The sequence below is a fragment of the Ruegeria sp. HKCCSP351 genome (genome assembly GCF_017872535.1).
Classification (GTDB): Bacteria; Pseudomonadota; Alphaproteobacteria; order Rhodobacterales; family Rhodobacteraceae; genus Ruegeria.
Genome location: NZ_JAEDOV010000013.1, coordinates 18,673 through 44,910, shown reverse-complemented (window position 1 = coordinate 44,910; position 26,238 = coordinate 18,673). Strand labels below are relative to the sequence as shown.

Here is a 26,238-nt window from a genome sequence, read left to right as displayed (position 1 = left end):
ATTGAATTTGGACCAGCCTTCACTGTAGAGGACCCTTCAGTTTGAGATCGCGTGACCTGTCCCAATCCCGGCAGTTTTCGACGAAAGCCATATGGGGGTTCTCGAAACCAGAGTGGTCGCCCAAAACACCTACCGCGACGAATAGAAACTCCGGCATCTTCGACGTCGCTTTGTAGATCGGCGAACCACAGTCAGAACAATAACCCAGGCTGACAGTGTTCCCGTCGTCAGACTCCCAGCTATAGAGCTTCGGCTCGCTGCTGATTTCCACATGCTGCCCAAGATACGCAGACTGTGGAAGATGGCCGCCACCGGAAATTTTCTGACAGTCCAGACAGAAACACAAAACCGAAAATTCAGGAGAAGCCGAAATACGAACCTCTATTTTTCCACAAAGACACTGACCAGTGCAAATTGCCGCCGCCATTACAAGCCTCCAGATCGTAGTGTTTAGCGCATTTTTGGATGAAACCGAAACGGAGCGCAGCTTCCCGATAACAACCTGATCGAACAAGATCATCGGTTCATCAAGCGTCGCATACGGCACATGTGCGGGTTCAAATCATTCAGATCCGCATCGGCCACTCTGGACGGCATCGAAGTCGCCAACATGATCCGGAAGCGACAATTCTCTAGCACTACGACGTCTGGCTTTCAGCTATTTGCAGAAATCGCAGGATAGATGTGTCCAGTAAGTCGCTGACTTTGGCCGTCCCAAAATTTTGCGACACATCCTCCGAAAACGCAGGTTGCAGCACCAAGCCGCTGCCGCTTAGACTCAAACAGAAACGGAACCAGAGCCTCCGTTATGACATCGCCTCGGCTCTCCGGAAAACTCTGACGACGGACATTCCGGCTTTTGTGTGTAAATGAAATCCGATTGCTCAGGTGGACTTTCTCCCATTCACTTCAGACTTCTTATGATTGAGCCGCTCTTTCATGAGCCTGTCTCCATCCGGCGTGCCATCATGCCAGGTGCCCATCCACTTGTCGAACGGCAGGGCGCCATCGGCAAAGTTTACTTCGAAGTACTTGTGGTGCAGGTAATGTGCGTAGGCATGCGTATCCATCGCCGACTTGTTGCCAAACTCGATCTTGTCAAACCCGATATGACCGATCACCGCCCCGGTTCCGCTGATCTGGAGGTGATAGAGGACCAGGAGAGGATGAGAGGGCACGATCAGATGAATGAGTGTTCCTGACCAATACAGCAGATGCTCGACCGGGTGCATCGACAGGGACGACCACGGGCTTGGATTGATCGAGGTATGATGGACCGAGTGCACCCATTTGTAGAGAAACGGCATGTGTATCAGCCGATGGATGCAGAAGAAATGCCCTTCGTGCAAAAGAGGCAGGAGAAGTGCGAAGGCGGCCAGCCAGATCGGTTCACTGCTCCAAGCTCCCCACGGCCCGATGTTGTTGGCCCAAGTCCAAAGTAGGATCGCCTCATAGGCTGCCCAGATTGGCAGGCCGCTTAGGAAAGTTCGGAGAGCGTTGTCGATGCCTTGGCTGCGAAACCAGAAGGCGTCGGACGGGTGGTCCGCCGGAAATCTCGCGTTGTACTTAAAATGATTGCTCTGTCTGCGTTTGATGTAGAGGCGGAACTCGAGGACACCGAAAAGCATCAGGATCAATGCGGCGTTCCTTATCAGGAGAAAGGCAATCCAACCCAGTTCGAAGGATTGAAGCGTTTCACGGCTCGGGGTGAGCCAGACCCAGAAGACGGTGGCCAACACGAAGAACAGAGCATTCCAGGGCAGGAGATAGCCCGGTATCCATTTCAGAATCCGTACAAGACTCCACGGTAAATCGAGCAGCGGGCCGACGAGAAGCGGGGTATTAGGCCGCCAGTTGCCGCGCTTGTCACGGGTTCCATATTCCAGATCATCCATGAGCCGGACCTCAAACATTTTCGGGAGTATAGATTTCGAACCCGAGAGCGACACGCTGTGCGCCGGCATCGGCTCCAGCTTTCTTGGCCTTGATCAACGTGCGAATCGTTTCTCGGGCGAATGTCTCCATTGGGTGTGAGATGACCATGGAGAGTGTCCCGTCGATCAGCGCCGCGCGAGTCTCATCGAACAGTTCGTACCCGACAGCCACGAAGTCATCGCGCTTGTGATGCGCCTTCGTTTTCGCGCTTGCGGTTTTGGGGCATGGCACAGTTGCACAGCATGCACACGGAGATCACAGTGCTTCTCCTTATGCCGGGCTGCAATCGCGGGACATCAAGAGTCTGTCGGAGCAAGATATCGCTGACCTTCGTGCTGGTCGTGGATGGGGGCTAGCACTTCCTGCGGAGCTCAACGGTCGCCCCGGACCGTTGCATGTGTTGGAACTCCGTGAAGAGCTGGGTTTGAGTGCTGAGCAAGTCAGCGCGGTCACCGAAGTTTTCAAGCGAATGCGCGATGCAGCGGTGATCGCTGGCGAGAAATTCATTGTTGCAGAAACGGCTTTGGATGATGCGTTTGCAAGCGGTCAATTGGGCGATGACGTCTTGATGCAGCTGCTCTCCGAAAGCTAAGCTGCTCGCAAGGAATTGCGGCTGATCCACCTGTCCGCGCATCTCTCGACCCCGGATCTTTTTCCGACGATCAGATCAAGAAATACAACGTCCTGCGCGGTTACGCTTCTGATCCATGCACGCCTTTTCCGGAAGGTCACGATCCCGCGATGTGGCGCAGACACAATGGGTGCGATTAGCTAAAAGGCATAAAAAGTGAACATCTAAAAGCAGGCTTAATCGAGCACAGCATTGGGCTCTCTCGGACGCCTAAATTGCATATTCAGGAAGGCAATGTGCACGGGACTGTCCACAAATGACAACACCGCCGCGCTCACCCATGATTTCTTCTAGGTCACGGTATGAAACACCATATCGAACGTAGAAGAAGACAGCCAATAGGATCAAATATCTTCGGATATTGCGCACCCTTGAAAGAAAACGTGAACTGACTTTCGGCTGAATTACACCAGCCGCTATTCAATCCCTGCGTTCTTGAACGTCAACAGCAAAAAGTTTGCAACAGAGCCGTTTTGGGTGCGGTCGCTACTGTTGGGCACAAAGACAGAATCGCACCAGAAACTTGCAAAGGGCCGCTTTAGTTTATCCAACGGCACACTCTTCTTCGATTTTGGCGGAACTTTTTTCCAACTTTCTAGTTTTGACTACGTAGACTTTGATAACTGAAAGGGTACTCCGATGCTGTATTGGGCACTTATCTTCTTTGTCGTAGCGATCATTGCTGGCGTCTTCGGGTTCGGTGGCATCGCTTCCGCGTCCGCCGGTATCGCGCAGGTACTGTTTTTTATTTTCCTGATACTGTTTGTTGTTACCCTGGTCGCTCGTGTAGTTCGGAAGTAGTGTTTTTCATGTTGTTGCAAAACGCGCTGAGCGTTTCATGCGGCGCTATCCGAAATGCGGGGCTGAAATAGTGCAACGACTTGCCGGTTATCCGTTCAAATATCGACGCGACCCTTATCAAGCCGCTTGTAAGCGGCGTGAGATCATGTCCGAAGATCTGGTGATAGCGTCTGAGGCCTTTCGAAAACAGGCTGCGTGATAATTTGATCCATGGCCACAATCTGAGTGCTAAAAGATACGTCCTGCCGTCCCGGGGTCCATCCCCTAATGAAAACCGGGAAGGTAAGCCCCGCCGGACCCTGTCCGGCGGGGCAACTGCATCAAGACTGCTTGATCAATCAGGCCTTGAGAGTTTCTGTCGATGCAAAGAACATCGCCTGGCTTACTGCCGAGCGAACCTGGTCTTCAGAATATGGCTTAGAGATCAGGAAAGCTGGCTCCGGTCCTTCGCCCGTTAGCAACCGTTCCGGATATGCGGTGATGAATATCACCGGTCGCTCGCCTTCATCTGCGAGAATATGGTTGACGGCGTCGATTCCGCTGGATCCATCTGCAAGTTGAATGTCTGACAGGATGAGGTCGGCATGTTCCTGTTTCGCGAGAGTCCGGGCGCCTGATTCAGTTCGGGCAATGCCCGTGATCTGATGTCCCATTTCGGACACGATAGCCTCCAGGTCCAGGGCGATGACCGCCTCATCTTCGATAATCATCACTTTGCCCGCAGTTAATCGGCTCATTTCGTTGTATGCAACATCTATCAGTTGTTCGGCTTCATCCGCGTCAATGCCCATAATCATGCCGATTTCGGCGGTTGGGATTTCCTCAATCGTGCGCAGCAATAGGGCTTCGCGCGTATTCGGGGTCAGCAGCCTGAGATGAGCTTGTGCTTTTTGAGCCAACCCGGACCCCTCGTCGGTGTCAGCGATGGTCGACCCTGAACTGGACCAAATGGCATGAAACACCCGAAAAAGTGCGATTTTGGCCGAAGGTTCAGCAGAATAATCCGCGGTTCCCGCCAGAATAGCCTCGAGTGTGGCCACAGCATACTTGTCGCCGCTCGTCTGACTGCCGGTCAAAGCCCGTGCATATCGCCGCAGGTAGGGCAAGTTTGCTCCGATCTGACTGGCAAGTGCGTCTCCGGATTGAGCCGTCATTTTGCGATGTTCCTTTTTTTGAACTAAATATGGAACTATACGCGCGGTGATGCGTTTGGTTCCGAGATACCGTGCAAAAAACTGTTGGGTAGCATGACAAGAGAAGCATCATCGCGAAAACGCAGCAAGCGTATTGATCGCGAAATAGACGAAAATCTGAAGCGAGCCTTCGACGAATTGGCCAACGAGCCGATCCCAGATCGGTTCACCGAGCTATTGGATCAGCTCAGATCAGGTACTGCGCATCCTAAAACGGACTCGGGGCGCGGCAGCAATGACTGAGCAAAGCACCGACCCCCGCAAGGAACTCGTCGAACATCTGGGTGCCCTGCGCGCGTTTGCAGTCAGTTTGACGCGCAATCAGGCAACCGCCGACGACATCGTGCAGGACACCCTGGTAAAGGCGTGGACTAATATTGGTAGCTTCGAGCCCGGCTCGAACATGAGAGCATGGCTGTTTACAATATTGCGTAACACCTATTACTCCCTTCACCGCAAGCGTAAGCGCGAGGTTGAGGATGTGAATGGTGCCCATACAGAAAGCCTTGCAAAAAAACCGTGTCATGACGGGCGGCTGAACATGCGTGATTTCTATGAAGCGTTCGATCAGCTCAACGATGAACAGCGTGAAGCACTGGTGTTGGTCGGTGCCGGCGGATTTTCTTATGAAGAAGCAGCAGGGATGTGCGGCGTTAAGACAGGCACGATCAAAAGTCGTGTGAACCGAGCGCGCGCAAGACTGGCCGAACTTATGGAAATAGATGACGAAAGCCAGATCGAACTCACAGACTCTGTGACCGCAGGGATCGTGGCACAACAGAGCGTTGCATGAACCGATTTAAATGGCTTTTGTCCGGTAGTCTTATCTTCAGGCTGGCGTTGTTAATGACATTTGCCCTTTTGCCGTTGGGATTGATCGCGGTTTATCAAACCAATGCGGTGGTGAACGAAGCTATCCGACTGTCCCATGCTTCGTTGTTATCGCGAACACAAAGTGCGGCCGCAAGGGAACGGGAACTGCTACAGCGAGCCGGTGGTGCTGCCCAGGGGTTGGCTGCCGCGGCGCCTTCAGTTCTTGAGGATGCCGAGGCATGCGCGGAAGCTATGGAAGAATTTGTTTGGACTAGGCAGGAATACCTCTTCGCCGCCTATATCTCGCCTACTGGGTGGATAGAGTGCTCGTCTGACCACTCCAACCGCGACGTGTCCGAAGACTGGCATTTTCTGAAGGTGGCCGAGCTTCAGGACTTGTCTTTTGCTCTGGTAGCAAGTGGGCCAGGCTACTCGGGGAAAAATCTGATGGCCAGTGCGCCGGTTCGCAAATCGGGCGAGGTCGTTGGCTATGTTGCAGTTGTTACGCGCCATAACTTGATTGATACGGTTTCCGGACAACGGTGGGCGGCGGATGGTATTCAGTTTACAACCGTAGATAACCAAGGAGAAATACTGTCTTCGAGCGTGGCTTTGGATCAGGCCACACTGGCACTTCCAGTCTCGATTCCGCGGCGCGAACTTGTCGGCCTGACGGGCAGTACGTTCTTTGAGGATGCCCGCTCCGGTGACGAACGGTTTTTCGCGGTGAGTGAAATCATATCCGATCAAGTTGTTGTTGTGGGCAGCTGGCCTTCGGAAGATGCGTTTTCGGTTGAAGAGAACGCAGTTTCGGTCGTAACCCTTGCATTTCCGGTTTTGATGTGGGCTTCGGGTATTGCAGTTGCTGTATTCGGAATTCAGAGGTTGGTCATCCGTCATCTGAATGCTCTGCGCAGCGCAATGCGGCGATACGCACTGGGCGAGCGTGAGCAGGCCACGCTTGAGTTGATCCATCCCCCGAAAGAGTTCGAAGAAGCGCGGCAATCCTTCAACCGCATGGTGGCCATCCTTAGTGAAGCCGAACGCCGGCGCGAAATGGATTTGGAGGAGAAGACAATTTTGCTGCGCGAGGTTCATCACAGGGTTAAGAATAACCTACAATTGATCGCATCTATCATGAACATGCAGGCGCGCGGTGCGCAAACGCCGGAAGCGCGTAGAATGCTGTCACAGTTGCAGAGGCGTGTGCGCGGGTTAGCGACGATTCACCGAAGTCTTAACACGAACCCAGACATAACGACGGTCGACAGCCGGGACCTGATCGCTAATCTGGTCAACGAGATTGGGTCAATGAGCGCGGGCGGCGGGCAGACCATACTCATTGAGAAAGACCTTGTGAGTGTGGCGCTCAGTCAAGATCAGGCGGTTACGCTGTCAATGCTGGTTTCCGAGGCCATGACCAACGCGATGAAGTATGTTGGCGTGCCGGAAGGAGGCCGTCCGGAGATATCAGTTTGTTTGAAAGAGGCAGACGACAGTCATCTGATCTTGGAGATGACCAATACCAAGGGGCAGCCCATGCTGGCCGAAGATGACACAGGTGGCAGCGGCATAGGCAATAAGCTGATCAAGGCATTCACCATGCAACTGGACGGTAGGTTGGAGGTTTCGGAGACCGACACTAAATACAGATTTAAGGTAACTTTCCCGATAGAGGCTGGGATGCCTGAACCATAGAACTCGGTCACATGGCGGGTAATTGGATGATTTATCCTTCGTCTTCCAACAGTAGCGATAGGCAGAAATTCGAGGTTCTGGTGACGGCGGAACATGCGTGGCCAGCGCTGGAACGCCTTGTGTTGGAGGCACAGGATGAAGTGATTGCTTCGTTCCGTATTTTTGACTTCAGTACGCAACTCATCAGCACTAACGCAAAAGCTGTCGGGGAAACCTGGGCCGATCTGGTTGCGGATGCGGTCCGGCGTGGTGTCACCGTTCGTATCGTTGTCAGTGATTTCGATCCCATTCTGGCGGCAGAATTGCATGAGATCGCGATGCGAACAGCAAGTCAGGCCGACGAACTTTCGGAAAGCCTGGGTGACGATCTTGCAGGGAAACTGCGTGTTCATGTTGCGATGCACCCTGCCAAGGTTGGCGCTGTGCCTCAACTGGCCTTCTTTCCTGCTGTTTGGCGCAAACTACAGAAATTGTCGCGAAAGCGTAGGGAGGCCGCAGTCGGCAGCGACGACAGTCCCAAGCCACCTTCGCTCTATCCGGTGTCGCATCACCAGAAACTGGCTGTTATTGACCGAAACGTGCTCTATATCGGTGGTTTGGACCTGAACACCCGGCGGTATGATACACCGAATCATGATCTTCCTTCGCATTTGACTTGGGCGGACGTCCAAGTGGTGGTTCGCGGGCCGGAGGCTGAAGAAGCGGCGGCTCACTTGGACAGTTTCCTGCTCGAAATCGAGAATGCCGACTGCCAGACCGAGTTTCCCCACATCAGCAGAACTCTGTCGGCGCCGCGTCGATTTGGATTTTGGGCGGTGTCACCGAAAACGCTGATCAAGGAAATCGAAGAGGATCATCTGGCAGCGTTCGAACGGGCCCAAAAGCTTATCTACATCGAAAGTCAGTTCCTGCGATCCACCGTGATAGCGGACGGGTTGGTGCGCGCGGCCGAGCGGAACCCGGATCTTACTCTGATCACGGTGCTGCCGGCCCTGCCCGAGGATGTTGCATTCGACGGCAATCGGGGGCTCGATGCGCGCTATGGTATGAGCCTGCAGGCCGACGCCTTGAAAAAGATCACGGCGGCATTCGGTGAGCGGTCTTGTATCGCCAGCCCGGTCAAACAGGTTTTTGCCGCACGCGATGCCCCTTCGGTACTGCAGGGATCGCCCGTCATCCATTTGCACAGCAAGGTGCTTATTACCGATCAAAGCTTTGCGCTTGTCGGTTCGGCCAATCTGAACGGAAGGTCCATGCGTTGGGATACAGAAGCCGCCCTGCGCATTACCGATCCCGGCCGGATTTCGACGCTGTGGGAAACGCTGGCCCGCCATTGGTGGCGGGATCATCTGACCGAAACGATGCTTGACCCGAAACTGGCCTTACAGGCGTGGAAGGAAGAGATCACACGCAATCGGGTAAGACGGCCGGAGGCGCGCCTTGGTTACCTGGTGCCTCATGAAGCCGACAAAATGGAAGAGCTCCATCAACCTGTGCCGGGCGCGACAGAGAATATCGTGTAGAAGGCTAGACGCCCTTATCCGCAAAATTTGATGGAACAACCAACATCTTGCTACACCAAAGTAATACTGGCAGGGCGACAATTGCTCCGATCGGCCCCCACAGCCACAGGCCGAAGATGATGGCAAGAAAAACCACCAGCGGGTTCAGCTGAAGCTGTCTGCCAACAAAAAGCGGGGTTACAAATTGCCCCTCGGTGACATTCAGCGCCAGAAACGTCAGCGGCGGAACGATTGCTGCTGCGCCACCTAGTTGCATCAAACCCGCGATCGCCAGACCAAATATTACGATCAAGGGGCCAAGGTAGGGTATGAAGTTCAGCAGAGCCGCGACCAGACCCCATAACCAAGCGTTGCTCAGTCCGATTACTGCAAGAGCGGTCGCAGTTGCCACGCCCAGTCCTATGTTTACGATCGTTACGGCGGCAAAATAGCGGGCAACCGCGCGTTCGGCACGGAACAACCTTTCACACTGTCGGTCTGCACTGGCGTAAAGGTCATTGCGGGTCAGCACAAATAGAAACAATGTACCAACAAAGATCAGCACCTGGCCCCCGAAGTTCGGGGCAATCCATAACGCATCCATCATTGTGGGCAGTTTCGCAGAGTTGGAATCGTCGTCCGAATTTTCACCACTCACGGTCTGTTCAATTTCTTCTCCGATATCTTCCAAGCCGCGCAGCGTATCGGCTATTCCAGTGATCCAGCCGCGAATTTCGAGCTTCAGCCGAGGCAGTTGATTGGTCAACGTGGAAATCAACGGGTCGATTGAGAAGAGCAATGCCGTCAACAGCAGTGTTGCAAAGGCTAGTAGCGCAAGCGCGACAAGCACTCTTGGGACGCCATACCGGTTGAAAAGATCGGCGACTGGCGACACGACTACTCCAATAACCAGCGCAAAAACCGCGGGCGCCAGGAAGGGTTTGGCAAAGTACAGGGCAGTGCAGGATGCGAGCGAGGTCAGGATCAAAAGCATGACCCGTATGGACTTTGTCGAAAGAAGGGATGCGAGCATTGTGCAATCTCAATATAAAATGTCTGGAGGTCGCCAAGTTATGTCTGTCTGGCGGTGGACCTGGGACCAAACGAGAGCCACAGAATAAATCCGATCAGCGGTAGCAGGATGACAAGCAGCACCCACAGAACTTTCGTTCCCGTCGTTGCTGACGATCCCAAGATTGAAATGATTGCCCAGAGACAAAGAACCAGAAGGATCAGGCTGCCGAGGCCAGCAATTTCGAACATTATGGTCCCTTTCTAAGACATTCCACCCATGCCGTGTTTCAGTCCAGAAATACCACGAGTCAGAGGGTTTCATTTTTTGAGTTCAAAATAAAATGAAAACCCGGGCAAAATCATCGCCCGGATTTCCGAATGTTCAGTTCAGTCAGCACTTTATTGTGCTTCCTGGGCTTCTTCGCTGATCTCATTGCCAGCCGCCGATACATCGCGGCCGAAGCCTTCGACAGTTTCGAATGCGGCCAGAGCGGTTATGGACAAAAGAGTTGCCAACAGTCTCATTTTTGTCTCCTTATTTCAGTTTCGACGCGATGTTGTCAGCGAATGCAGCGACGATCGCTTGATAGAACACATCGCTTTCGACCGTCAGCTCATCAGTGTTAGTACCCTCGGGATAGAGCGCCCCAAGCTGATCGGTGGTGACCGTCAGTGTATAGTTTTCGTCCTTGCTGGCGTCGGGCATGTCGATGTCCACATCGCCCACCAGTTTCCATTCCCCGATCCCAAGCGAAGTTTCGAAATTGTTCGCAAGCGTCACTTCATCGAGGTCGATCTCGATCTCGGCACCTTCAACGTCTTCGGGCGCAATCTGAGAAACCAAACGCTCGGCTATCGCGGTCTCGAGATCCGCCTCCAGATTTTTCCACGCACCGGCCGCCTCATATGTTTCGATCGCGGACAAATCGGCTGTGACATCAATTTTCGAAACCTGAGTTTCCGCCACAACCGCTGTCGACATCGCAGCGATCAAGGCAGTGCTTCGGATAAGATGTTTCATCGTTAGTCTCCTTTTTTGCGTTCCCAAGTCGGGTGCATCTGGAAAACTTACCTACCGAGAGATGGTTCCAAAAAATTTTGAGAGATTTGGTGAAGTAGGAATAAATGGCTGACTCGATCTTCAGAAAAGCAAAACGGTCGAGCAACACGGTGTATCATATAAAAACAGATGAGTTATGGCGCATCCGGGCGAGTTTGCTGACTGCAACCGAAGTTGTTGGCATTGGCCTCGATATTATATGAGCATTGAGTACTTTACGGTTGAAGGTGGCAGGCATGGAACTTTTTAAGGCCGCTTGAGTTGAGGAGGAGAACATCTCAACGAAAGGAGACCTCATATGGCCAGAGCAGCCACAACACCCAAGACAGAAGACATTGTCGAACAACTCGAAACTTTACGCGCTGATGTCGCGGAGTTGACGCAGATAGTATCGCAGGTTGCGACGGCTAAAGCGGAAAGTGCCGCTGCGTCGGTCAAGGAGCGCGTCGACGAACAGGTGCATTCGATTTCCGATACCGCGTCGCAGTTCAGTGCGCTGGCGGAAGAAAGCGTGCGAAGACAACCGGTCGCGGCAACCGCGGTCGCTGCAGGCCTCGGATTCCTAATCGGATACTTGGCAAACCGGAAATAACGCCATGTTTTCCCGCGTGAAATCAAACATGCGCCAGGCCGCGTGGTTGACCGTCTGCTGGACTATTGCTGCCTTGTCGATGGCCGTCGCACTGGGGTTTGGAACCGCTGCCAGCCTTGCGGCGCTGGCCGCGGCAGGTTTGTCCTTGCCAATCCGCCTGTTCATCATGGGATGTATTTGGTTCGGGTTTGCCGGAATTGCCGCGTTGATGGCGACCCTGAACAAAGGTCACAACATGCAAGAACAGGCGATGGAAAAACGGCCCTTGCCCCCGATGGCTGATGCGTTCACCGCCGGTATGGCTGAAGGGGCGGCGATGGCGTCGCGTAACCGATCTGGTTGAGAACCGTGCGGATGTGGGTGTCGGAAAAAGGTACGCTGATCGAATAAATCGACGGCTGGTCAAACGTTCTGTTACCGTTTCCAATCAGTATGGTTGGCACTTTCGACGCGGATAACCTGTGAACCAACTCTTGGACTGCTAGTGCGAAGGAACCGCATCTGATCGCCGCCAGGTGCGGGAGCGGATAGGAAAACAGAATATCCTCCGGTTTGTGAAATGACTTCTGCTCGAAACTCGGCAGATAGTTTTGAAAGATCTCGGACAGGTCCTGAAACACGACCATATCGGGTTCGATGATCCACATGAAGCGATTATCGGGGTTGGTCATGTCAACGGACCCCCTTTCTCGGTTCAGATATAAACGAACCGACGATCTTCCGCTTTAAACTGTGACATAGGGAAAGAGGGATTTTAGGATGTACAAGTGCAAGAACTGCCCGCTGCACCGTTTTGACTATTTCGATGAGTTTTCTCAGGAAGATGTGGAGCTTACGCAGTCCTGTAAAGCTGGCGAGATGCGGGTTGAAGCGGGAACACCTCTGCTTGCTCAGGGTGCAAAATCACCGCAATTGTTCACTGTGCTTTCAGGTATGGGGGTCCGTTATCGGACATTGGAGGACGGACAACGACAGGTCGTGAATTTTGTTTATCCTGGGGATTTTCTAGGTCTTCAGGCTGCCGTGATGGACGAAATGAAGCACTCGGTCGAAGCGACGACGGACATGCACCTGTGCGTCTTTGACCGGAAAGTGTTGTGGAAGATCTACCAATCCAGCCCTGAACGCGGGTTTGATTTGACGTGGTTGGCGGCTGTTGAAGAGCATATGGTCGCCGAAGCGCTAACGTCTGTCGGTCAGCAAACCGCTCTGGAGCGGATATCATGGGCGTTGCTGCGCCTTTACAACCGTGCCTGTGCCGTCGGGCTTGCGGATGAGGCAGGCGTAGTGCCTTTGCCGTTCCGCCAACAGGACCTAGCGGATGCGATGGGATTGTCCCTGGTTCACACAAACAAAACACTTGCAAAATTGCGGAGCGACAACATTGCAGATTGGAGCGATGGTCGGTTGCAGTTGATGGATCGGGCAAAGATTGCGGACTTGGCGGGAACCGACGCTGATCTTGAGAAGCGACCGCTAATCTGATTCCGAAGCGTGCGCATGTTTGCACGACTGGCCTAACCCCTTCGGAATAGTGCTGTAAAACGACAACCCTCTGATCAGCCTCAGAAAGTACAGTATCGCATGACAACGGAATTCTTCAGTTTTGAACCTTACCACGTCGCTCTGACCGTAACAGGCGCCATCGTGATATTGGCAAGATGGCTTCCGCGGTTCATTTCTACACGTGAACCAGCTGCGGCACCGCTGTTGATCCTGTTTGGTATGTGCGCCTATTGGTTTGTTCCCGGCCTGCCTGCCGTTCCCGACCCCAGGATTGCGCCGCACCCTTGGGAGATTGCGAGCGAATTGACAGTCATTGTTGCCCTGTTCACCGCCGGTTTGCGGATCGACAATCTTGGACCGGCGCTGCGCTGGTTTCCGACCATGCGGATGCTGGCGATTGCGATGCCGTTGACGATTTTTGCAGTGGCTGTTCTCGGGGCAGGGGTCGCCGGGATGACCGTGGCTGGGGCTATTCTTCTGGGCGCGGTTCTTGCGCCGACCGACCCTGTGCTTGCTGGGGACGTGCAGGTCGGGCCGCCGCACGAGGGAGAAGAGCATCGGGTCCGGTTCACGCTGACAACCGAAGCTGCATTGAATGACGGGCTTGCTTTCCCGTTTGTCTATCTGGGTCTTCTGGTTGCGCTGCACGGGTTGAACCCCTCGGACTGGGTCATGGAATGGTTCCTGGTGGATGTGCTGTACCGGATCACGGTCGGTGTCCTGATGGGCGGAGCAGGCGGCTGGGTTCTGGGACAGGTACTTTTCCAGTTTCCGCGCCGATCCGCGCTTGCCGACACGGCCTCGGGGGTTTTGGCTCTTGCGGGTGTACTGCTGTGCTACGGCTCGACCGAGTTGGCAGAGGGGTATGGATTCATCTCGGTCGCAGTGATGGGACTGGCACTGCGCCGTGTCGAAAGCCAACACCAGTTTCACAGGCGGTTGCATGACTTCTGCGAGAATATCGAACACGCGCTGACGGCGCTTTTGCTGGTCGCTCTTGGGTACGTTTTGCCTGTTCTGCTTGCCGATCTCCAATGGGTACATCTTTTTGTGACCTTGGCATTGGTTGCCGTAATCCGCCCTGTTGCCGGGTGGCTTTCGTTGATCGGAACCCATGTCAGGGGTAGGGACCGTGCCATCGTAGCAATATACGGCGTGCGCGGCATCGGCTCGATCTACTACCTGTGTTACGCTGGTCGGCACGTCGAATTTGCGAATGAAATCCAGATATGGTCACTGGTCGGGCTGGTGATCCTAGTGTCAACGGTGTTGCATGGGTTCACAGTGGCGCGCGCGATGGAAGGCATTCGCAGCAATACGGCTCATTGAGGTTCGGGGACATTCTGCTGACGCCCTGTCGGCAAAGCGGTGCGGAAAAGCAGGAAGGTTAGAGAATATGGCCCGGATAACGAAACTCCTGCAGGATATGCGCGCAAGCTATTGGTTCGTTCCCGGCCTGATGATGGTGGTGGCCTTCCTCCTGGCGATTGGAATCGAAGCATTGGACCGCCATTTTTCGAACCTGTACACGCCCATGCTGCGGGACTGGATGACCACGCAATCCGATGCTGTCCGGTCGCTGTTGTCGGTCATTGCACAATCGGTAATCACCGTAACCGGGGTCCTGTTTTCCATGACTGTTGTCGCGGTATCGTTCGCGTCCTCCAATTTCGGTCCGCGCCTGATTGGCAATTTCATGCGTGATCGTGGTACCCAGATCAGTCTTGGGGTATTGATTTCCACCTTTGTTTTTGCACTGGCGACGCTGCGATCGGTGCAGGATTTCGGTGCTGACGGGCTGACGTTCGTGCCGCTTTTGTCCCTTGTTCTCGCATTGGTCATGACGTTCGCATCGGTGATCGTGATGATCTATTTCATTCACCACGTACCCGAGATGATCAATCTTGAGAACCTTTGCCATAAACTCGGCTCCAAACTGCAGTCACAGCTCATCGAGTTGTGTCAGGCAAATGGTTCAGCCCCCTTGGGCGATGAGATTGAGTCTGACTGGATGAAAGAAACAGAAGGTCAGGATCCCAAACCGATGTTCCTTAAGACAGCCGGTTACGTCCAAGCTGTAGATTTCAACCAAATCACCAAAACAGCCGCTGAAAAAGACCTGAATATCGAAGTTCTCGCTGTGCCGGGTCAATTTGTTCACCCGCAACGCCCAGCCCTGAAAGTCTATTCAGGGGAACCGCTATCTGAGTCGACGGAGGCGCAGCTTCGGGCCTGTTTTGCGACCGGAGCGGGAAAAACCGACACTCAGAACGTCATGTTCGTGGCGCAGCAACTGGTCGAGATCATCGCCCGCGCTTTGTCTCCGAGTGTGAACGACCCCTACACTGCCTGCACGTGTCTGAACTGGCTGCATGCGTCGCTTCAGGAACTCGCGGTGTCAGAAACAGTAGCCATAGCGCGGTGCCCTTCGCATCACGTAAAAATTCCGCCGGTCACGTTCCATCAGCTGCTTCACATCACCCACGTCGACAGTCGCCAATACATCTTGGGCGACATAATGGTAAAGCGACATGCAGAGATGTTGTTGCAGGAACTGGCGCGACAGCTTCCTCCGGGGCCTCGGTTTGATGCGGTCAAGCATGAATTGGACACATTGCAGCAAGACCACCAATGACAGATGGCCCCGGTGTCACTCCTTCGGTGCCTGCTGCTCGACGGGCAATGCACCTTTGAATGTCAAAATGCGATAGGGGAATGGAATTTCGATCTCGGTATTATCGGGAGCGATGCCGCGACAAGACTTTGATAATACTCGTGTAACTGTTGTGTCAGTGTGTCGCTGCCTATCCACTAGGGTCAGGATTCATAACCAATAGATGACGGTTGCTGCGAGCGCGGTAGCGGAAAGGAATACTTTGGGGCATCGGTCATAGCGGGTTGCGACCCGCCTCCAGTCCTTGAGCCTGCCGAACATGATCTCGATCCTGTTGCGGCGTTTGTACCTGCGCTTATCGTATTTGACCGGGGTCTTGCGTTGCTTACGGCCGGGAATGAAGGCGCGTATCCCTTTGTCTTTTAACGCTTCTCGAAACCAGTCGGCGTCATAGCCGCGATCTCCGAGCAGCCAGTCGACTTTTGGGATGCTGCTGAACAACGCCCGCGCGCCGATGTAGTCGCTTCTGTGGTTGCCGCCCAAAGTGCAAGGAGTTTTTGACTCTTAAGGTGCGTGATCGAGTGCGAACTTCTGTAAGGCCTCTTTTGGCGGCATTCCCAGAAGCCGCGGGCCGGGATGGTGATCAGCGGATCAGGTCCAAATCTAACTTTCGAGCTTTGTACTCGCAGCGACTAACTGGTTTCCCTGATCCAGATCTGTTCGATCGTTGCGCCCATTCATGTCATTGTCTTCTCACACTCCCGTGGTACCGGTCCTCGCAGTCTTACATGAGCATCATGCCGCGCCTGCAAGTTCCGGATCAATGTAGTCTTCGTGTTTCGTGAGCATTGCCCAGATTTGCCGAGCCATTTTGTTGGCCAGTGCGATCGCGACCAGCATCTTGGGCTTGCGCGCCAACATACGTGACAGCCAGCTACCCTCAGCAACCGAGCGCATTCCAAGCCAATTCAGTCGCGACATTGCGCCAATGATCAGAAGGCGTCGGATATCTGCCTGGCCTGCCTTGGTCATACGTCCCAGGCGCTCCTTGCCTCCGGAGGAGTGCTGCTTCGGGACAAGACCCAGCCACGCAGCAAAGTCACGCCCAGTTTTGAACTGGGACATGTCAGGTCCGAATGCCTCTACCGCGATGGCTGTGATCGGACCGACACCCGGCATGGTCTGGAGCCGACGAGCTCTGTCCGACTGGGACGCCAGAGTTGAAAGCTTCTTGTTCCTTTCAAGAATACGAGCTGTTTTCTCGGCAATTTGCGCTAGTAGTTCCTTGCATTCCTCTCGGGTCAGCGTTGGCATATCCGCGGATTCATCCTCCAAAAGTGACCCAGCCCCCTGAAATCAGGCCACTGAGGTGTTAGTAATCCGTCCAAGCAAAGAATGGACTATGAAACGCAGATTTTGTGACGAACAGATCATTGGTGTGATCAAGGAATATGAGGCAGGGGTTAAAGCTCAGGAGCTGTGCCGGAAATACGGGATCAGTGATGCCACGTTCTATAAATACAAAGCGAAGTTTGGCGGGATGAACGTGTCAGATGCAAAGAAGCTGCGGGCGTTGGAGGACGAGAACAATCGCTTGAAGCGCATGCTCGCGGACGCGATGCTTGATAATGCAGCTCTGAAGGATCTGGCGACAAAAAATTACTAACGCCTGATGTAAAACGCAGGGCTGTGTCGGACGTCATGGACCGGCATGGTTTGTCTGAGCGTCGGGCGTGTGAGCTGGCTGATCTGCACCGGTCAGTCTTTCAGTATCAGAAGCAGGATCGGGGTAATGAGGTCCTGCGCAAACGACTGCACGAAATGGCGAATGAACGGCGTCGGTTTGGATATCGCCGTTTGGGCATTCTGCTTGCCAGAGAGGGTTTTGAGGTGAACCACAAGAAACTGTTCAGGCTCTATCGCGAGGAAGGGCTGGCGGTGCGCCGCAGGCGGTCACGCAAGCGGGCTTTGGGCACGCGCAGGCCTATTCTTGTGCCAGATCGTGCCAATCAAAGATGGTCGCTCGACTTCGTATCGGATGCCTTTGAAGATGGGCAGAGGTTCCGTGTGCTATGTATCGTGGACGATTGCACCCGGGAGGCACTGGCAACAGTCGTAGATCGTTCGTTGTCCGGTGCGCGGATGACCCGTGAACTGGATGATCTGATCCGCAAGCGTGGCAAGCCGGACATGATTGTCAGGACAATGGAACGGAAATGACATCTCACGCCGTTCTCCGATGGTGCCAAGATACTGGTGTTGGCTGGCATTACATCGCACCAGGCAAGCCAATGCAAAACGCGTTCGTGGAAAGCTTTAATGGCCGTCTGAGAGATGAGTGCCTGAATGAACATATCTTCGGTAACCTGGCCGAAGCCCGAAAGATCATCGAAAACTGGAGGATCGATTTCAATACACAGCGACCGCACACTTCTCTCGGCGGACTGGCACCAGCCGTTTACGCTAATCTTAACCGTACCGCCCGGCCTGCTTCGCTTGAGCTACGCAACCGCTCCGCTCAGCAGGCCTTGACCACAACCTAATCACGAGAAAGAAACGGGAACAGATTCTACATCCGATCGGCCCGGATCAAGGGGCCGAGTCAGTGAATATAACTCTCAGGGCACCTCGAGATCATAGAAGTGTGCGGCGGTTTCTCTGAAAACCGCCGATTGTGCTTCAGCCGGTACCAAATCACGGTAAGCCTGTACCAGCGATGCATAATTGCCATAGAGCTTGTCGACCGGGAAATTCGAACCAAACATGACCCTCTCGGGTCCGAATTGTTCAAGGCAAATCTCCACGATCGGGCGAATGCTGTCAGGCGTCCAGTTGTGATCGAACATGCCCAGGCCTGAGAGTTTGCACGAGACATGCGGCAGATCGGACAGCGCACGCAGTCTTTGAGCCCAGCTTTTCAGGCCCGCGCGGGTACGGTCATGTGGTGATCCGGCATGGCATAGAGCGACTCGTGTATTCGAGGCTTGCGCAAGAATTCGGGTAGTTTTTCCGATCAATTCGGGAATGAGCTGGAGATCAAAGCTGAGATCGCGCCGTCCAGCCTCCTTCAGTCCATCCAGAAATCGCGGATCATCCAGCAGAGAATTTGTGCCCGTCTGCGCGTCCTCTCCGGGTGCGCGCCCGACGATCTGGCGCACACCGCGTACAGTTGGAAGGGCCTGAAACGTATCAAGCCGGGCGGGTAGGTCAGCCGAGGTCAGGTCACAGAACACAACCTGCGCCATTGGCCAGTCTGGATTGGTATCGGCGACAGCTTGAACCCACCGGGCTTCGTCCAGACCGTTTTTGGCTCCCACCTGGATATGGATCGAGGCACCGACTCCGCAGGGCGCGGCTTCGGACCGGAACTCGCGCAGCAGGTAATTCCGTTGAATCGGCGTCGGGTCGCCAAAGAACCTTTCCACCCCGCGCGCCATCAGCCAGGGGTAGTTCACGGCTTCAAGGTCCCAAAGGTGGTGATGGGCGTCGATCCAGCCGGTCATGTTCGCGGTACTTTCGCCATGCGCCCCAATATATCGACGCCCTGTTGCTTCCAGAAATGCAGCAGATCGATGAAGATCCAGTTCTCCGCCAGTTTGTCTCCTTCGCGTCGATAGATGTCGATCACGCGGAATTCACCGGCCTTGTCGGTGGCGGGCATGCCCATGAACCCGCCGGTCGGTCGCGCCGTGAAATTCGGCCAGCCAAAAAAGCCGCCATAGTGGCCTTCAGCCATGCGGCAGATGTGTTTGGTCTTTGAACGGTCCGTGAAGGATGCGCGGAACGGGCCTGAGTGCTGCTTTGCATAGCGCTCGATCGTATAGGTCGCACCGATCCCGGCAGGGCCCCACCAGATCATGTCTTCGCTCCATGTCTGGCGCAATTCTTCCTCAAGGCTCAGGCCGCTGTTCCATTGGCCGAGATCGGAAATCATAGCATTGATCGTGCCGAGAGTTTTCTCGCCTTCTTCGGCAGGCTGCGGGTTGAACATCAACCCGTCATGCGTCATCGGTCCGGGTTGCACCAGGTGGGCTGCGGTTTGGGGCGGGAAGGGCTGCAACCCGACTTGCATCATGAAATGCGGGATGTCGAAATACATCGCCGTCTCGGCGATCTTCCCATTCTCGATCCTGTTGAACTCACAATAGCGCAAAAACGCCATCTTGCCTGTGGGGGCGATGCCCAGCCACGCATTATCGAACAGGCCCATCAGGTGCCCCATTGAAACAACCCAGACCGAGGTGAATCCGTCCATCTCGTTTTTTCCGGCCATGAACACGTCCATCCGGCGCTGCATATTCCCTAGGCTTTGCTTCAGGGGACGCCAGAATGCCTGCGCTACGTCATGGGTGCCCCGAAGCTCATCAAACGGGTGGAAACCGCGCCACAGGTAGTCTTCTGCGCAGAACTCAGACAACGTGTTAGCGATATCCGATTCTTTTACGCTGCTGAGCGCCGAGTAGTAATCCAAGATGATCGCTTTTTGGATTTCATAGGACATTATTACTTTCTTTCAGTTCTTTGGTCGCTGTCATGGGGCGAATTGCGAAGAAGATGAAGTCGACGTTTGCACACGCATGCAAAAAAAACTTGCCAGATGTTTCTTTTGTTGTCTATGGTTTTGCAAGCGTATGCACGATACGTGCAGCAGGGAGGACAGAATGGCCGAAATTCAACTTCGCAATGTTGGAAAGCGTTGGGGATCGTTTGTTGGAGTTGACAATTTTGACCTGACAATAGCCGACAAGGAATTTCTGGTGCTTCTTGGGCCGTCAGGTTGCGGAAAGACGACGACAATGCGCATGATTGCTGGTCTCGAGGACGCGTCTGAGGGCGATATCCTGATCGATGGCGCCCGAGTAAATGACATGGAGCCCAAAGACCGCGATGTCGCGATGGTGTTCCAGTCATACGCGCTGTATCCGAATATGAATGTATATGAGAACATTCGCTTCCCGCTGAAAGTTCGCGGTATTGACCCTGCTACCCATGACGAAAAAGTGCGGCGCGCTTCGGCGATGGTCGAGCTGGATGACTTCCTGCACCGCAAACCGGCGGAACTGTCTGGCGGTCAGCGTCAGAGGGTTGCCCTGGCTCGTGCCATTGTGCGCGAGCCGAACGTGTTCCTGATGGACGAGCCACTATCCAACCTTGACGCAAAACTGCGCGTTTCCACCCGCGCGCAGATCAAGAACCTGAGCCACGAATTGGCGGTCACCACGATCTATGTGACCCACGACCAGATCGAGGCAATGACCTTGGCTGATCGGGTGGTGATCATGAAACAAGGTGTGGTTCAGCAGGTTGGCTCCCCAACCGATATTTACGATGAACCTGCAAATACATTTGTGGCCAGCTTCATCGGCAACCCGGCAATGAACCTTGTCGATGGCGAGGTTCAGGGTGGCGTGTTCCGCGCCCAAAGCACAGAGGTGCACGGGTTGAACGCGCCGGACGGTCCTATCACGCTGGGGTTTCGCGCCGAGGACGCAAATGTTGTGGAAAGTGGCGGCGAGATCAACGCGCCGATCTATACGCAAGAGCTGTTGGGCGACAGCACCATGGTTTCGGTTCGGATCGGTGGTGCGCTGGTCTCGGTCAAGGCCGACAAAACCTATCGGGCCGAAATCGACGATCAGGTCTCGATTCATATCCATACTGATCACTGCCATCTGTTTGATGCGAAAACCGGGGCTCGCCTGGAAGGCTGAGAACCGCAAACAACACCCGTTGGGACGGGGTAATCTGGGTGCAGACTTCGAAGATGCACCATCCATCTAGGGAGGAATATTGATGTTTCTGAAGAAAATTGCATTGGCCGGCTCGGTAGCCGCCTTTGCCGCAAGCGCGGGATATGCCTGCGAAATCGGCGCACGTGTCAACATAGTCGGCAATGAATTTGCGGCCATCCAGGCCGTCGCAGCCGGAGCGAAGGAATGCACCGGGGCGTCGGTAGAATCCAACCTGACATCCGAGCACCAGACCATCAACGTGGCTGGCCTGTCGGGCAATCCGTCGGAATACACGACCGCAATCATCGCCAATAGTTCGGTTGTGGCACTGATGAACGAAGACGTAATTCGTCCGCTCAATGATCTGGTGGAAAAGTATGGTCAGGACCTGCAGCCTGGGCAGCTGATCAAGATTGGCGACAACATCATGGCTATCGCCTTCATGGCGAACGCGCAGCATCTGATGTACCGCAAGGATATCCTTGAGCAAGCCGGTGTGGAAGTCCCGACTACCTATGAGGAAATGCTCGAGGTGGCCGAGGCCATTCGTGCGCAGGGTATTATGCAAAACCCGGTTGGTGGAGCCTATGCATCGGGTTGGAACCTGGCGCAGGAATTCAACAATATGTTCCTTGGTTATGGCGGCAGCCATTTTAAACCCGGTACGGCCGAACCCAACGTGAATTCTGAGGCTGGTGTCAACGCCCTGAATATGATGAAGGCTTTGTCGGAATACATGAACCCCGACTTCCTGACTCATGACTCCAACGCCACCAATGCCGAATACCGTGCTGGCAACGTTGCAATCATGAATATGTGGGGTTCGCGCGCATCGCAGCAAACCACCACCGAAGGTGTGTTGCAGGAGGTAATCGACGGCCATGCGATTGGCGCGCCGCTGACAGTTGGTGGCGGAGATATCCCTGCAACGACCTTGTGGTGGGACGGTTGGACTGTCGGAAAGAACATCTCAGATGAAGAGGCCGAGGCCACATTCATTGCAATGAAACATGGCATCCGTCCTGACATGCTGAACGATGAAACCACGCCGTTGGCGGTCTGGCTGATTGAAGGCTACCAGCCGGGAAAAGATGCCGAGGGCGTGTTTGCTGCGGCCAAAATGGGCACGCCACCGTATCCGATGTTGCCGTACATGGGGCTCATGCACAGCGCACTTGGCAACGAACTTGCTGATTTCATGCAGGGCAAGGAAAGCGCGGAACAAGCGTTGGCTGATGTAGAAGCCGCCTATCGTGCCGCCGCCATCGAGCAAGGCTATCTGCAATAAGAAGTCTATTGCGCGGGTGCCTTTGATAACCGCCCGCGCAATCCCACTGACACGAGGATTGCAACATGCGCCATAAGACATTCCTTTGGTTCTTCCTGCCCACAGGACTCGCGATGCTGCTGTTCATTGCAATGCCAATTGTCTCGGTGGTGACTCAATCGATCTTCGCGCCCCACCCGGCCGTTCTGTTAGAGGTCGAAAACTGTACCCCGCTTATCGGATGCACAACTGAGACCACTGTTGATCAAGAGGCCACCGCGGCGCTTCGCGCCGAGAAACCTCTGGGCCGGTTTGTGGGACTGGACATTTACTTTAACCGAGGCCATCTGGCGATTCAGGAAATTGGTCAAATCTGGGCCGCGAATGAAACATGGGGCGGCTTCTTCACCGAGCTTGGTAATCTGCCCTTCTACCGGGCGATGGCATTCACGCTGACCTTCGTTGCTGTCGTGACACCGCTCACAATTATTTTGGGGCTGGTGATTGCGCTGGCAGTAAACTCCCTGCACAGGCAACTCAAAGGTCTGATGATCTTTTTCTCTCTTCTGCCCATGATCGTGACCCCGCTGATCGGCTCGCTCATCCTGTTTTGGATGATTGACAGTCGCGGGGTGATCGGCAACGCCCTCGTATATCTTGCTGGAGATCCGGATTTCAGCCTGAAAGCATCAACAGGGCTGATGTGGGTAGCGCTGATGGTCTATGGTGTTTGGCACGCTGCGCCTTTTGCCTTTGTCGTGTTCTATGCTGGCCTGCAAACCTTGCCCCAAGACCAGATTGAGGCCGCCCAGATAGACGGGGCGACGCGCTGGCAGCAGGTCAAATTCGTGGTTGTTCCCCATCTCATGCCCCTGGTCACATTTGTTGCACTGATCCAGTTGATGGACAATTTCAAGGTGTTTGAACCTATCATCGGCTTCAGTGCACAAGCGCATGCGCAATCACTCAGCACCTTCATCTTTTACGATCTCGGTGGCGAGACTCGGCAACTGTCTTCCGCTGCAGCTACCTCTGTGATGACGATTTTTGGGGTCGCAATTCTTCTGTCGCCCGTGCTTGTCCGCACCTGGCGCGATTTCAAAGGAGCAAGATAATATGGCCAGCCGCGCGCAAAGAATGCCTACAAGCCTTCGGATCGCCTCATCCCTGTTTGTGCTCCTATGGTTTATCCTGGCCGCCTTTCCGTTCCTCTGGACGGTTTGGGGGTCGTTCAAGGTCGAGCTGGATTTCTTCTCGATCGCTGACTGGACCAACGCCCTGACCGGTGCCCGAACCGAAGCGGTTTATGGCTCGCCGTTCACCACCACCGGATATGAGGGCGCATGGATTCAGGAAGAGTTCTGGCGCAATGTTCTGAACACCGGGATCGTCTGTTTCTTTGTTGTTACCATCTCACTGACTATCGGGACGTTAGGGGGCTATGCCCTTTCGCGGTCTACTTACAACTACACATTCTGGCTTTTGATCACGGCGTTGATTTTCCGTGCAATGCCGCCAATCACTCTGGTCTCAGGTTATCTGTTACCCTTCTTTGAATGGAATGTTTGGGGAATTCTTCCAACCACCATTATCGTGCTCGTGGCGATCAACCAGCCTTTCACTCTTTGGATGCTGCATTCCTTCTTCAAGAACATCCCGAGCGAGTTGGATGAAAGTGCCAAGGTCGACGGATGCAACCAGTTTCAGGCTTTCCGACGTGTGATCATTCCGGTGATGTGGCCAGGCGTCATCACGACCGGGCTGTTCTCCTTCCTTCTGGCCTATAACGACTTTGCCGTGGGGGCGATGCTGCTGTCTGAAAGCAACCGTACTATGGTGCCTGCCATTGCCGCGTTTCTCGGTACAACGCAAACCGAGGGCAACGTGATGTTCGCTGTTGCAGCCGTGGTTTCTGCCACTGTTCCACTGTTCATCCTGGTGATGTTCTTCCAGCGCCAGATCGTCGGCGGCCTGACTGCAGGGGCGGTGAAAGGCTGACACGAATGGGCCCCACGCATCCTCAGTCCGTATCTGCCCATGCGCATGCAGCCAGCCTGAACTTGGCTGCGCGCCGGGCGCGGCGGCCAGGGCGAATTCCCTTTGCCTTGATGCGCGCGGGGCCTCGTGCCCGCACAGCATCAACGCAAATTGGAATCCGTTTGAAAAAGGACAGCGGCATGAACGCACGCTCAAACCGCCCCGCCATGGGCATCGCTACCGAAACCACGTTTGAAAACAAACAGCTTTATCGTCAGTTTCTCGAAAGCTTTGACAAGGGCCTCGGCGAGACCATGGAGACGGCCGCCAGCGAGATCTTCGCCGCAACGGCCACTACCGAAGCGAGCCATCCGATCAATGCAGCCCCTGATGGCAACGGCTACATCAGCTCTGTCATCTTACCGATTTCAGAGGCATTCGAGGGGCTCACCCGTCAGAACTATGTGGTCACAGGTGGCGAATACCTGGGAAGCGAGTGGGTCACCTCGACCGGGTATTTCCACGGTCATTTCAAGCGACCGCTTTGTGGTATTCCACCCAGCGGCAAACTGGCATTTCTGCGATTTGGTGAATTCCACCGAATGGAAGATGGCAAGATCGTCGAATCCTATGTCTTCCTCGGCTTTGCCGAGTTGATCATCGCGCTTGGCCTCTGGCCGCTGGAACTGCAGGGCTATGAAGGTGTCGTGCCAGGTCCGGCAACGCATGACGGCATCGTCATTGGGCCTTCAGACCCAGCGCAGTCACGCTCCACAGCAGATCTGGTCGAGGACATGCTAAAACAGCTAACGACTGAGGACCAAAGCTGGCGGCCTTATTGGGATGACCGAATGGTGTGGTACGGTCCCGGCGGGCTGGGATCCTATGCCACGGTCGATGCCTTCGCCGAATTCCAATCCCCCTTCGAGGACACGTTCGAAGGCTGGGGCGACGGCAAGGACGCAGGCGTCACCGGCGTCGGTTCGAATTGCAAGGTCGGGGATGGCGACTATGCATTCCTGTGCGGCTGGCCGCAGATCACCGGCGTCCACGTCAAATCCTTCCTGGGCCTGGAGCCAACGGGAAAGCGCGTTTTTATGCGTGACTGCGACTGGTGGCGCTGCGCAGACGGCAAGATCATCGAGAACTGGTGCATGCTCGATATTCCACATCTGCTGTTGCAACTGGGTTACGACCTTTTTGCCCAAATTTCTGAACAGACCCAATGAGCTGTTCCGCCAGACATAACGCCATTGCGCGCCACCCGGCGCTCAACCGGATGCCAAGGGATTTTCTGACGGCCGACCAACCCTCCCCGTCCAGACAGAAAACCCCTTGGTAACCATAAAAGGAACAGACACATGAAGGGCTCCCGCCCCGAACAGGCCGTGCTGACACGTGACACGGACATGAGAAAAACCGACGAGACCCGCGCCGTGATCGAGGGGATGGTCGATGGTTTGAACGATCACCGCATCGACGATATCGGCGAATTCTTCGCAGAAGGGTTCCGCTGGATCGGCAACCGGGGCTGCGGCACCAAAACTGGGCTCAAGGAGTTTCAGGAAAACTGGCAACGCCCGTTTCAGGCGGCGTTCTCGGACAAGACCTGCATTGATGAGGCCCGGCTTTTTATGGGCGAATGGGCTGCGGCCTTTGGCCGTCAGAAGGCAACCCACTCGGGCGAGTTTCTGGGCATCGCGCCCACCGGCAAGCGGGTCGAGATCCGATACATGGATTTCTGGAAAGTCGTCGATGGCAAGATCGTTGACAACTGGGTGAACGTCGATTTCGCCCATGTCGCCGCGCAGCTTGGCGTTGATCTGTTCAACGGCGAAGGCTGGGAAGCATTTGACCGGGGAGAAAAAACTCCACCCCGGCCCGAAAACTGAGGATAGAGACA

Annotated in this window: 27 protein-coding genes and 4 pseudogenes; 19 read left to right on the top strand and 12 right to left on the bottom strand. The window is 54.6% G+C overall.

The features are described from left to right. Positions 1 to 19: 19 nt before the first annotated feature. The gene (locus tag I9182_RS19360) at positions 20 to 427 is read right to left on the bottom strand and encodes a GFA family protein (RefSeq protein WP_245222753.1); all 408 of its coding nucleotides are present in this window, start codon (positions 425 to 427) and stop codon (positions 20 to 22) included. A gap of 69 nt (positions 428 to 496) precedes the next feature. Between I9182_RS19360 and I9182_RS19355 the strand changes: the two are divergent. Then, positions 497 to 682: pseudogene (locus I9182_RS19355) on the top strand (DDE-type integrase/transposase/recombinase); the annotation flags it as partial. A 202-nt stretch (positions 683 to 884) separates the two neighbouring features. On the opposite strand, the gene I9182_RS19350 reads toward I9182_RS19355, so the two are convergent. Continuing rightward, positions 885 to 1,895 carry a sterol desaturase family protein gene (locus I9182_RS19350; protein ID WP_245222751.1) on the bottom strand — a complete coding sequence of 337 codons (1,011 nt, stop codon included), beginning with the start codon at positions 1,893 to 1,895 and terminating at the stop codon, positions 885 to 887. 10 nt (positions 1,896 to 1,905) lie between these two features. Continuing rightward, positions 1,906 to 2,106, bottom strand: a complete 201-nt coding sequence (locus tag I9182_RS19345) for a hypothetical protein (RefSeq protein ID WP_245222750.1) — start codon at positions 2,104 to 2,106, stop codon at positions 1,906 to 1,908. 220 nt (positions 2,107 to 2,326) lie between these two features. On the opposite strand from I9182_RS19345, the gene I9182_RS19340 reads away from it, so the two are divergent. Then, entirely contained in the window at positions 2,327 to 2,527 is a 201-nt protein-coding gene (locus tag I9182_RS19340; RefSeq protein ID WP_209599345.1) for a hypothetical protein, read from the top strand. A 678-nt stretch (positions 2,528 to 3,205) separates the two neighbouring features. After that, positions 3,206 to 3,367, top strand: a complete 162-nt coding sequence (locus I9182_RS19330; RefSeq protein WP_209599344.1) for a DUF1328 domain-containing protein — start codon at positions 3,206 to 3,208, stop codon at positions 3,365 to 3,367. A gap of 338 nt (positions 3,368 to 3,705) precedes the next feature. Here I9182_RS19330 and I9182_RS19325 read toward each other — a convergent pair whose 3' ends face one another. Beyond that, positions 3,706 to 4,521, bottom strand: a complete 816-nt coding sequence (locus tag I9182_RS19325) for a response regulator (protein ID WP_209599343.1) — start codon at positions 4,519 to 4,521, stop codon at positions 3,706 to 3,708. A gap of 93 nt (positions 4,522 to 4,614) precedes the next feature. Here I9182_RS19325 and I9182_RS19320 point away from each other — a divergent pair, with 93 nt between their 5' ends. The 4 genes from I9182_RS19320 (at position 4,615) to I9182_RS19305 (ending at position 8,594) form a co-directional block, all read left to right on the top strand. Further along, positions 4,615 to 4,803, top strand: coding sequence for a NepR family anti-sigma factor (locus tag I9182_RS19320; protein WP_209599342.1), 189 nt, complete (start codon positions 4,615 to 4,617; stop codon positions 4,801 to 4,803). After that, entirely contained in the window at positions 4,796 to 5,353 is a 558-nt protein-coding gene (locus I9182_RS19315) for an RNA polymerase sigma factor (RefSeq protein ID WP_209599341.1), read from the top strand. Before I9182_RS19320 ends, I9182_RS19315 begins: the two co-directional genes overlap by 8 nt. An 80-nt stretch (positions 5,354 to 5,433) precedes the next feature. Beyond that, positions 5,434 to 7,071, top strand: a complete 1,638-nt coding sequence (locus I9182_RS19310) for a sensor histidine kinase (protein ID WP_245222749.1) — start codon at positions 5,434 to 5,436, stop codon at positions 7,069 to 7,071. Between the two features lie 11 nt (positions 7,072 to 7,082). After that, the gene (locus I9182_RS19305; protein ID WP_245222748.1) at positions 7,083 to 8,594 is read left to right on the top strand and encodes a phospholipase D family protein; all 1,512 of its coding nucleotides are present in this window, start codon (positions 7,083 to 7,085) and stop codon (positions 8,592 to 8,594) included. A gap of 4 nt (positions 8,595 to 8,598) precedes the next feature. Here I9182_RS19305 and I9182_RS19300 read toward each other — a convergent pair whose 3' ends face one another. The 4 genes from I9182_RS19300 to I9182_RS19285 form a co-directional block, all read right to left on the bottom strand. Next, entirely contained in the window at positions 8,599 to 9,606 is a 1,008-nt protein-coding gene (locus I9182_RS19300) for an AI-2E family transporter (RefSeq protein WP_209599339.1), read from the bottom strand. Between the two features lie 38 nt (positions 9,607 to 9,644). Next, positions 9,645 to 9,836 carry a PLDc N-terminal domain-containing protein gene (locus I9182_RS19295; RefSeq protein ID WP_209599338.1) on the bottom strand — a complete coding sequence of 64 codons (192 nt, stop codon included), beginning with the start codon at positions 9,834 to 9,836 and terminating at the stop codon, positions 9,645 to 9,647. A 150-nt stretch (positions 9,837 to 9,986) separates the two neighbouring features. Further along, on the bottom strand, positions 9,987 to 10,112 hold the full coding sequence (locus I9182_RS19290) for an entericidin A/B family lipoprotein (RefSeq protein ID WP_209599337.1): 126 nt from the start codon (positions 10,110 to 10,112) through the stop codon (positions 9,987 to 9,989). A 10-nt stretch (positions 10,113 to 10,122) separates the two neighbouring features. Beyond that, positions 10,123 to 10,608 carry a hypothetical protein gene (locus I9182_RS19285; protein WP_209599336.1) on the bottom strand — a complete coding sequence of 162 codons (486 nt, stop codon included), beginning with the start codon at positions 10,606 to 10,608 and terminating at the stop codon, positions 10,123 to 10,125. A 337-nt stretch (positions 10,609 to 10,945) separates the two neighbouring features. Between I9182_RS19285 and I9182_RS19280 the strand changes: the two genes are divergently transcribed. The 5 genes from I9182_RS19280 (at position 10,946) to I9182_RS19260 (ending at position 15,380) form a co-directional block, all read left to right on the top strand. Next, positions 10,946 to 11,239: a DUF883 C-terminal domain-containing protein gene (locus I9182_RS19280; protein WP_209599335.1), complete on the top strand. Its 294-nt coding sequence runs from the start codon at positions 10,946 to 10,948 to the stop codon at positions 11,237 to 11,239. A gap of 16 nt (positions 11,240 to 11,255) precedes the next feature. Continuing rightward, positions 11,256 to 11,582, top strand: a complete 327-nt coding sequence (locus I9182_RS19275) for a hypothetical protein (protein WP_209599334.1) — start codon at positions 11,256 to 11,258, stop codon at positions 11,580 to 11,582. Between the two features lie 416 nt (positions 11,583 to 11,998). Next, positions 11,999 to 12,724, top strand: coding sequence for a Crp/Fnr family transcriptional regulator (locus I9182_RS19270; RefSeq protein ID WP_209599333.1), 726 nt, complete (start codon positions 11,999 to 12,001; stop codon positions 12,722 to 12,724). Positions 12,725 to 12,823: 99 nt separating this feature from the next. Next, positions 12,824 to 14,074, top strand: coding sequence for a cation:proton antiporter (locus I9182_RS19265; RefSeq protein WP_209507357.1), 1,251 nt, complete (start codon positions 12,824 to 12,826; stop codon positions 14,072 to 14,074). Between the two features lie 67 nt (positions 14,075 to 14,141). Then, on the top strand, positions 14,142 to 15,380 hold the full coding sequence (locus tag I9182_RS19260; protein ID WP_209599332.1) for a DUF2254 domain-containing protein: 1,239 nt from the start codon (positions 14,142 to 14,144) through the stop codon (positions 15,378 to 15,380). A gap of 189 nt (positions 15,381 to 15,569) precedes the next feature. Here the strand turns inward: I9182_RS19260 and I9182_RS19255 are convergent. Beyond that, positions 15,570 to 15,884, bottom strand: a pseudogene (locus I9182_RS19255) (transposase); the annotation flags it as partial. Positions 15,885 to 16,154: 270 nt separating this feature from the next. Beyond that, positions 16,155 to 16,697 (bottom strand): annotated as a pseudogene (locus I9182_RS19250) (IS110 family transposase); the annotation flags it as partial. Positions 16,698 to 16,761: 64 nt separating this feature from the next. Between I9182_RS19250 and I9182_RS19245 the strand changes: the two are divergent. Beyond that, positions 16,762 to 17,902: pseudogene (locus tag I9182_RS19245) on the top strand (IS3 family transposase). Positions 17,903 to 17,977: 75 nt separating this feature from the next. Here I9182_RS19245 and I9182_RS19240 read toward each other — a convergent pair. Together I9182_RS19240 and I9182_RS19235 are read right to left on the bottom strand one after the other, a co-directional pair. Beyond that, complete coding sequence (locus I9182_RS19240) at positions 17,978 to 18,862, bottom strand: amidohydrolase family protein (RefSeq protein WP_209599331.1); 885 nt, start codon at positions 18,860 to 18,862, stop codon at positions 17,978 to 17,980. Continuing rightward, a complete protein-coding gene (locus I9182_RS19235; protein ID WP_209599330.1) occupies positions 18,859 to 19,860 on the bottom strand; it encodes an ester cyclase in 1,002 nt (333 codons plus the stop codon). The genes I9182_RS19240 and I9182_RS19235 overlap by 4 nt, the downstream gene beginning before the upstream one ends. Positions 19,861 to 20,020: 160 nt before the next feature. On the opposite strand from I9182_RS19235, the gene I9182_RS19230 reads away from it, so the two are divergent. From I9182_RS19230 to I9182_RS19205, 6 genes are all read left to right on the top strand, one after another. Continuing rightward, positions 20,021 to 21,070 carry an ABC transporter ATP-binding protein gene (locus I9182_RS19230; RefSeq protein ID WP_209599329.1) on the top strand — a complete coding sequence of 350 codons (1,050 nt, stop codon included), beginning with the start codon at positions 20,021 to 20,023 and terminating at the stop codon, positions 21,068 to 21,070. A gap of 82 nt (positions 21,071 to 21,152) precedes the next feature. Next, positions 21,153 to 22,379 (top strand): extracellular solute-binding protein, encoded by a 1,227-nt coding sequence (locus I9182_RS19225; protein ID WP_209507352.1) that lies wholly within the window; start codon positions 21,153 to 21,155, stop codon positions 22,377 to 22,379. 65 nt (positions 22,380 to 22,444) lie between these two features. After that, positions 22,445 to 23,473, top strand: coding sequence for a sugar ABC transporter permease (locus tag I9182_RS19220; protein ID WP_209599328.1), 1,029 nt, complete (start codon positions 22,445 to 22,447; stop codon positions 23,471 to 23,473). Between the two features lies 1 nt (position 23,474). After that, positions 23,475 to 24,356 carry a carbohydrate ABC transporter permease gene (locus I9182_RS19215; RefSeq protein WP_209507350.1) on the top strand — a complete coding sequence of 294 codons (882 nt, stop codon included), beginning with the start codon at positions 23,475 to 23,477 and terminating at the stop codon, positions 24,354 to 24,356. Positions 24,357 to 24,535: 179 nt separating this feature from the next. Next, positions 24,536 to 25,564, top strand: a complete 1,029-nt coding sequence (locus tag I9182_RS19210) for an ester cyclase (RefSeq protein WP_209599327.1) — start codon at positions 24,536 to 24,538, stop codon at positions 25,562 to 25,564. A gap of 132 nt (positions 25,565 to 25,696) precedes the next feature. Then, positions 25,697 to 26,227 (top strand): ester cyclase, encoded by a 531-nt coding sequence (locus I9182_RS19205; RefSeq protein WP_209599326.1) that lies wholly within the window; start codon positions 25,697 to 25,699, stop codon positions 26,225 to 26,227. The last annotated feature ends 11 nt before the right edge of the window (positions 26,228 to 26,238 follow it).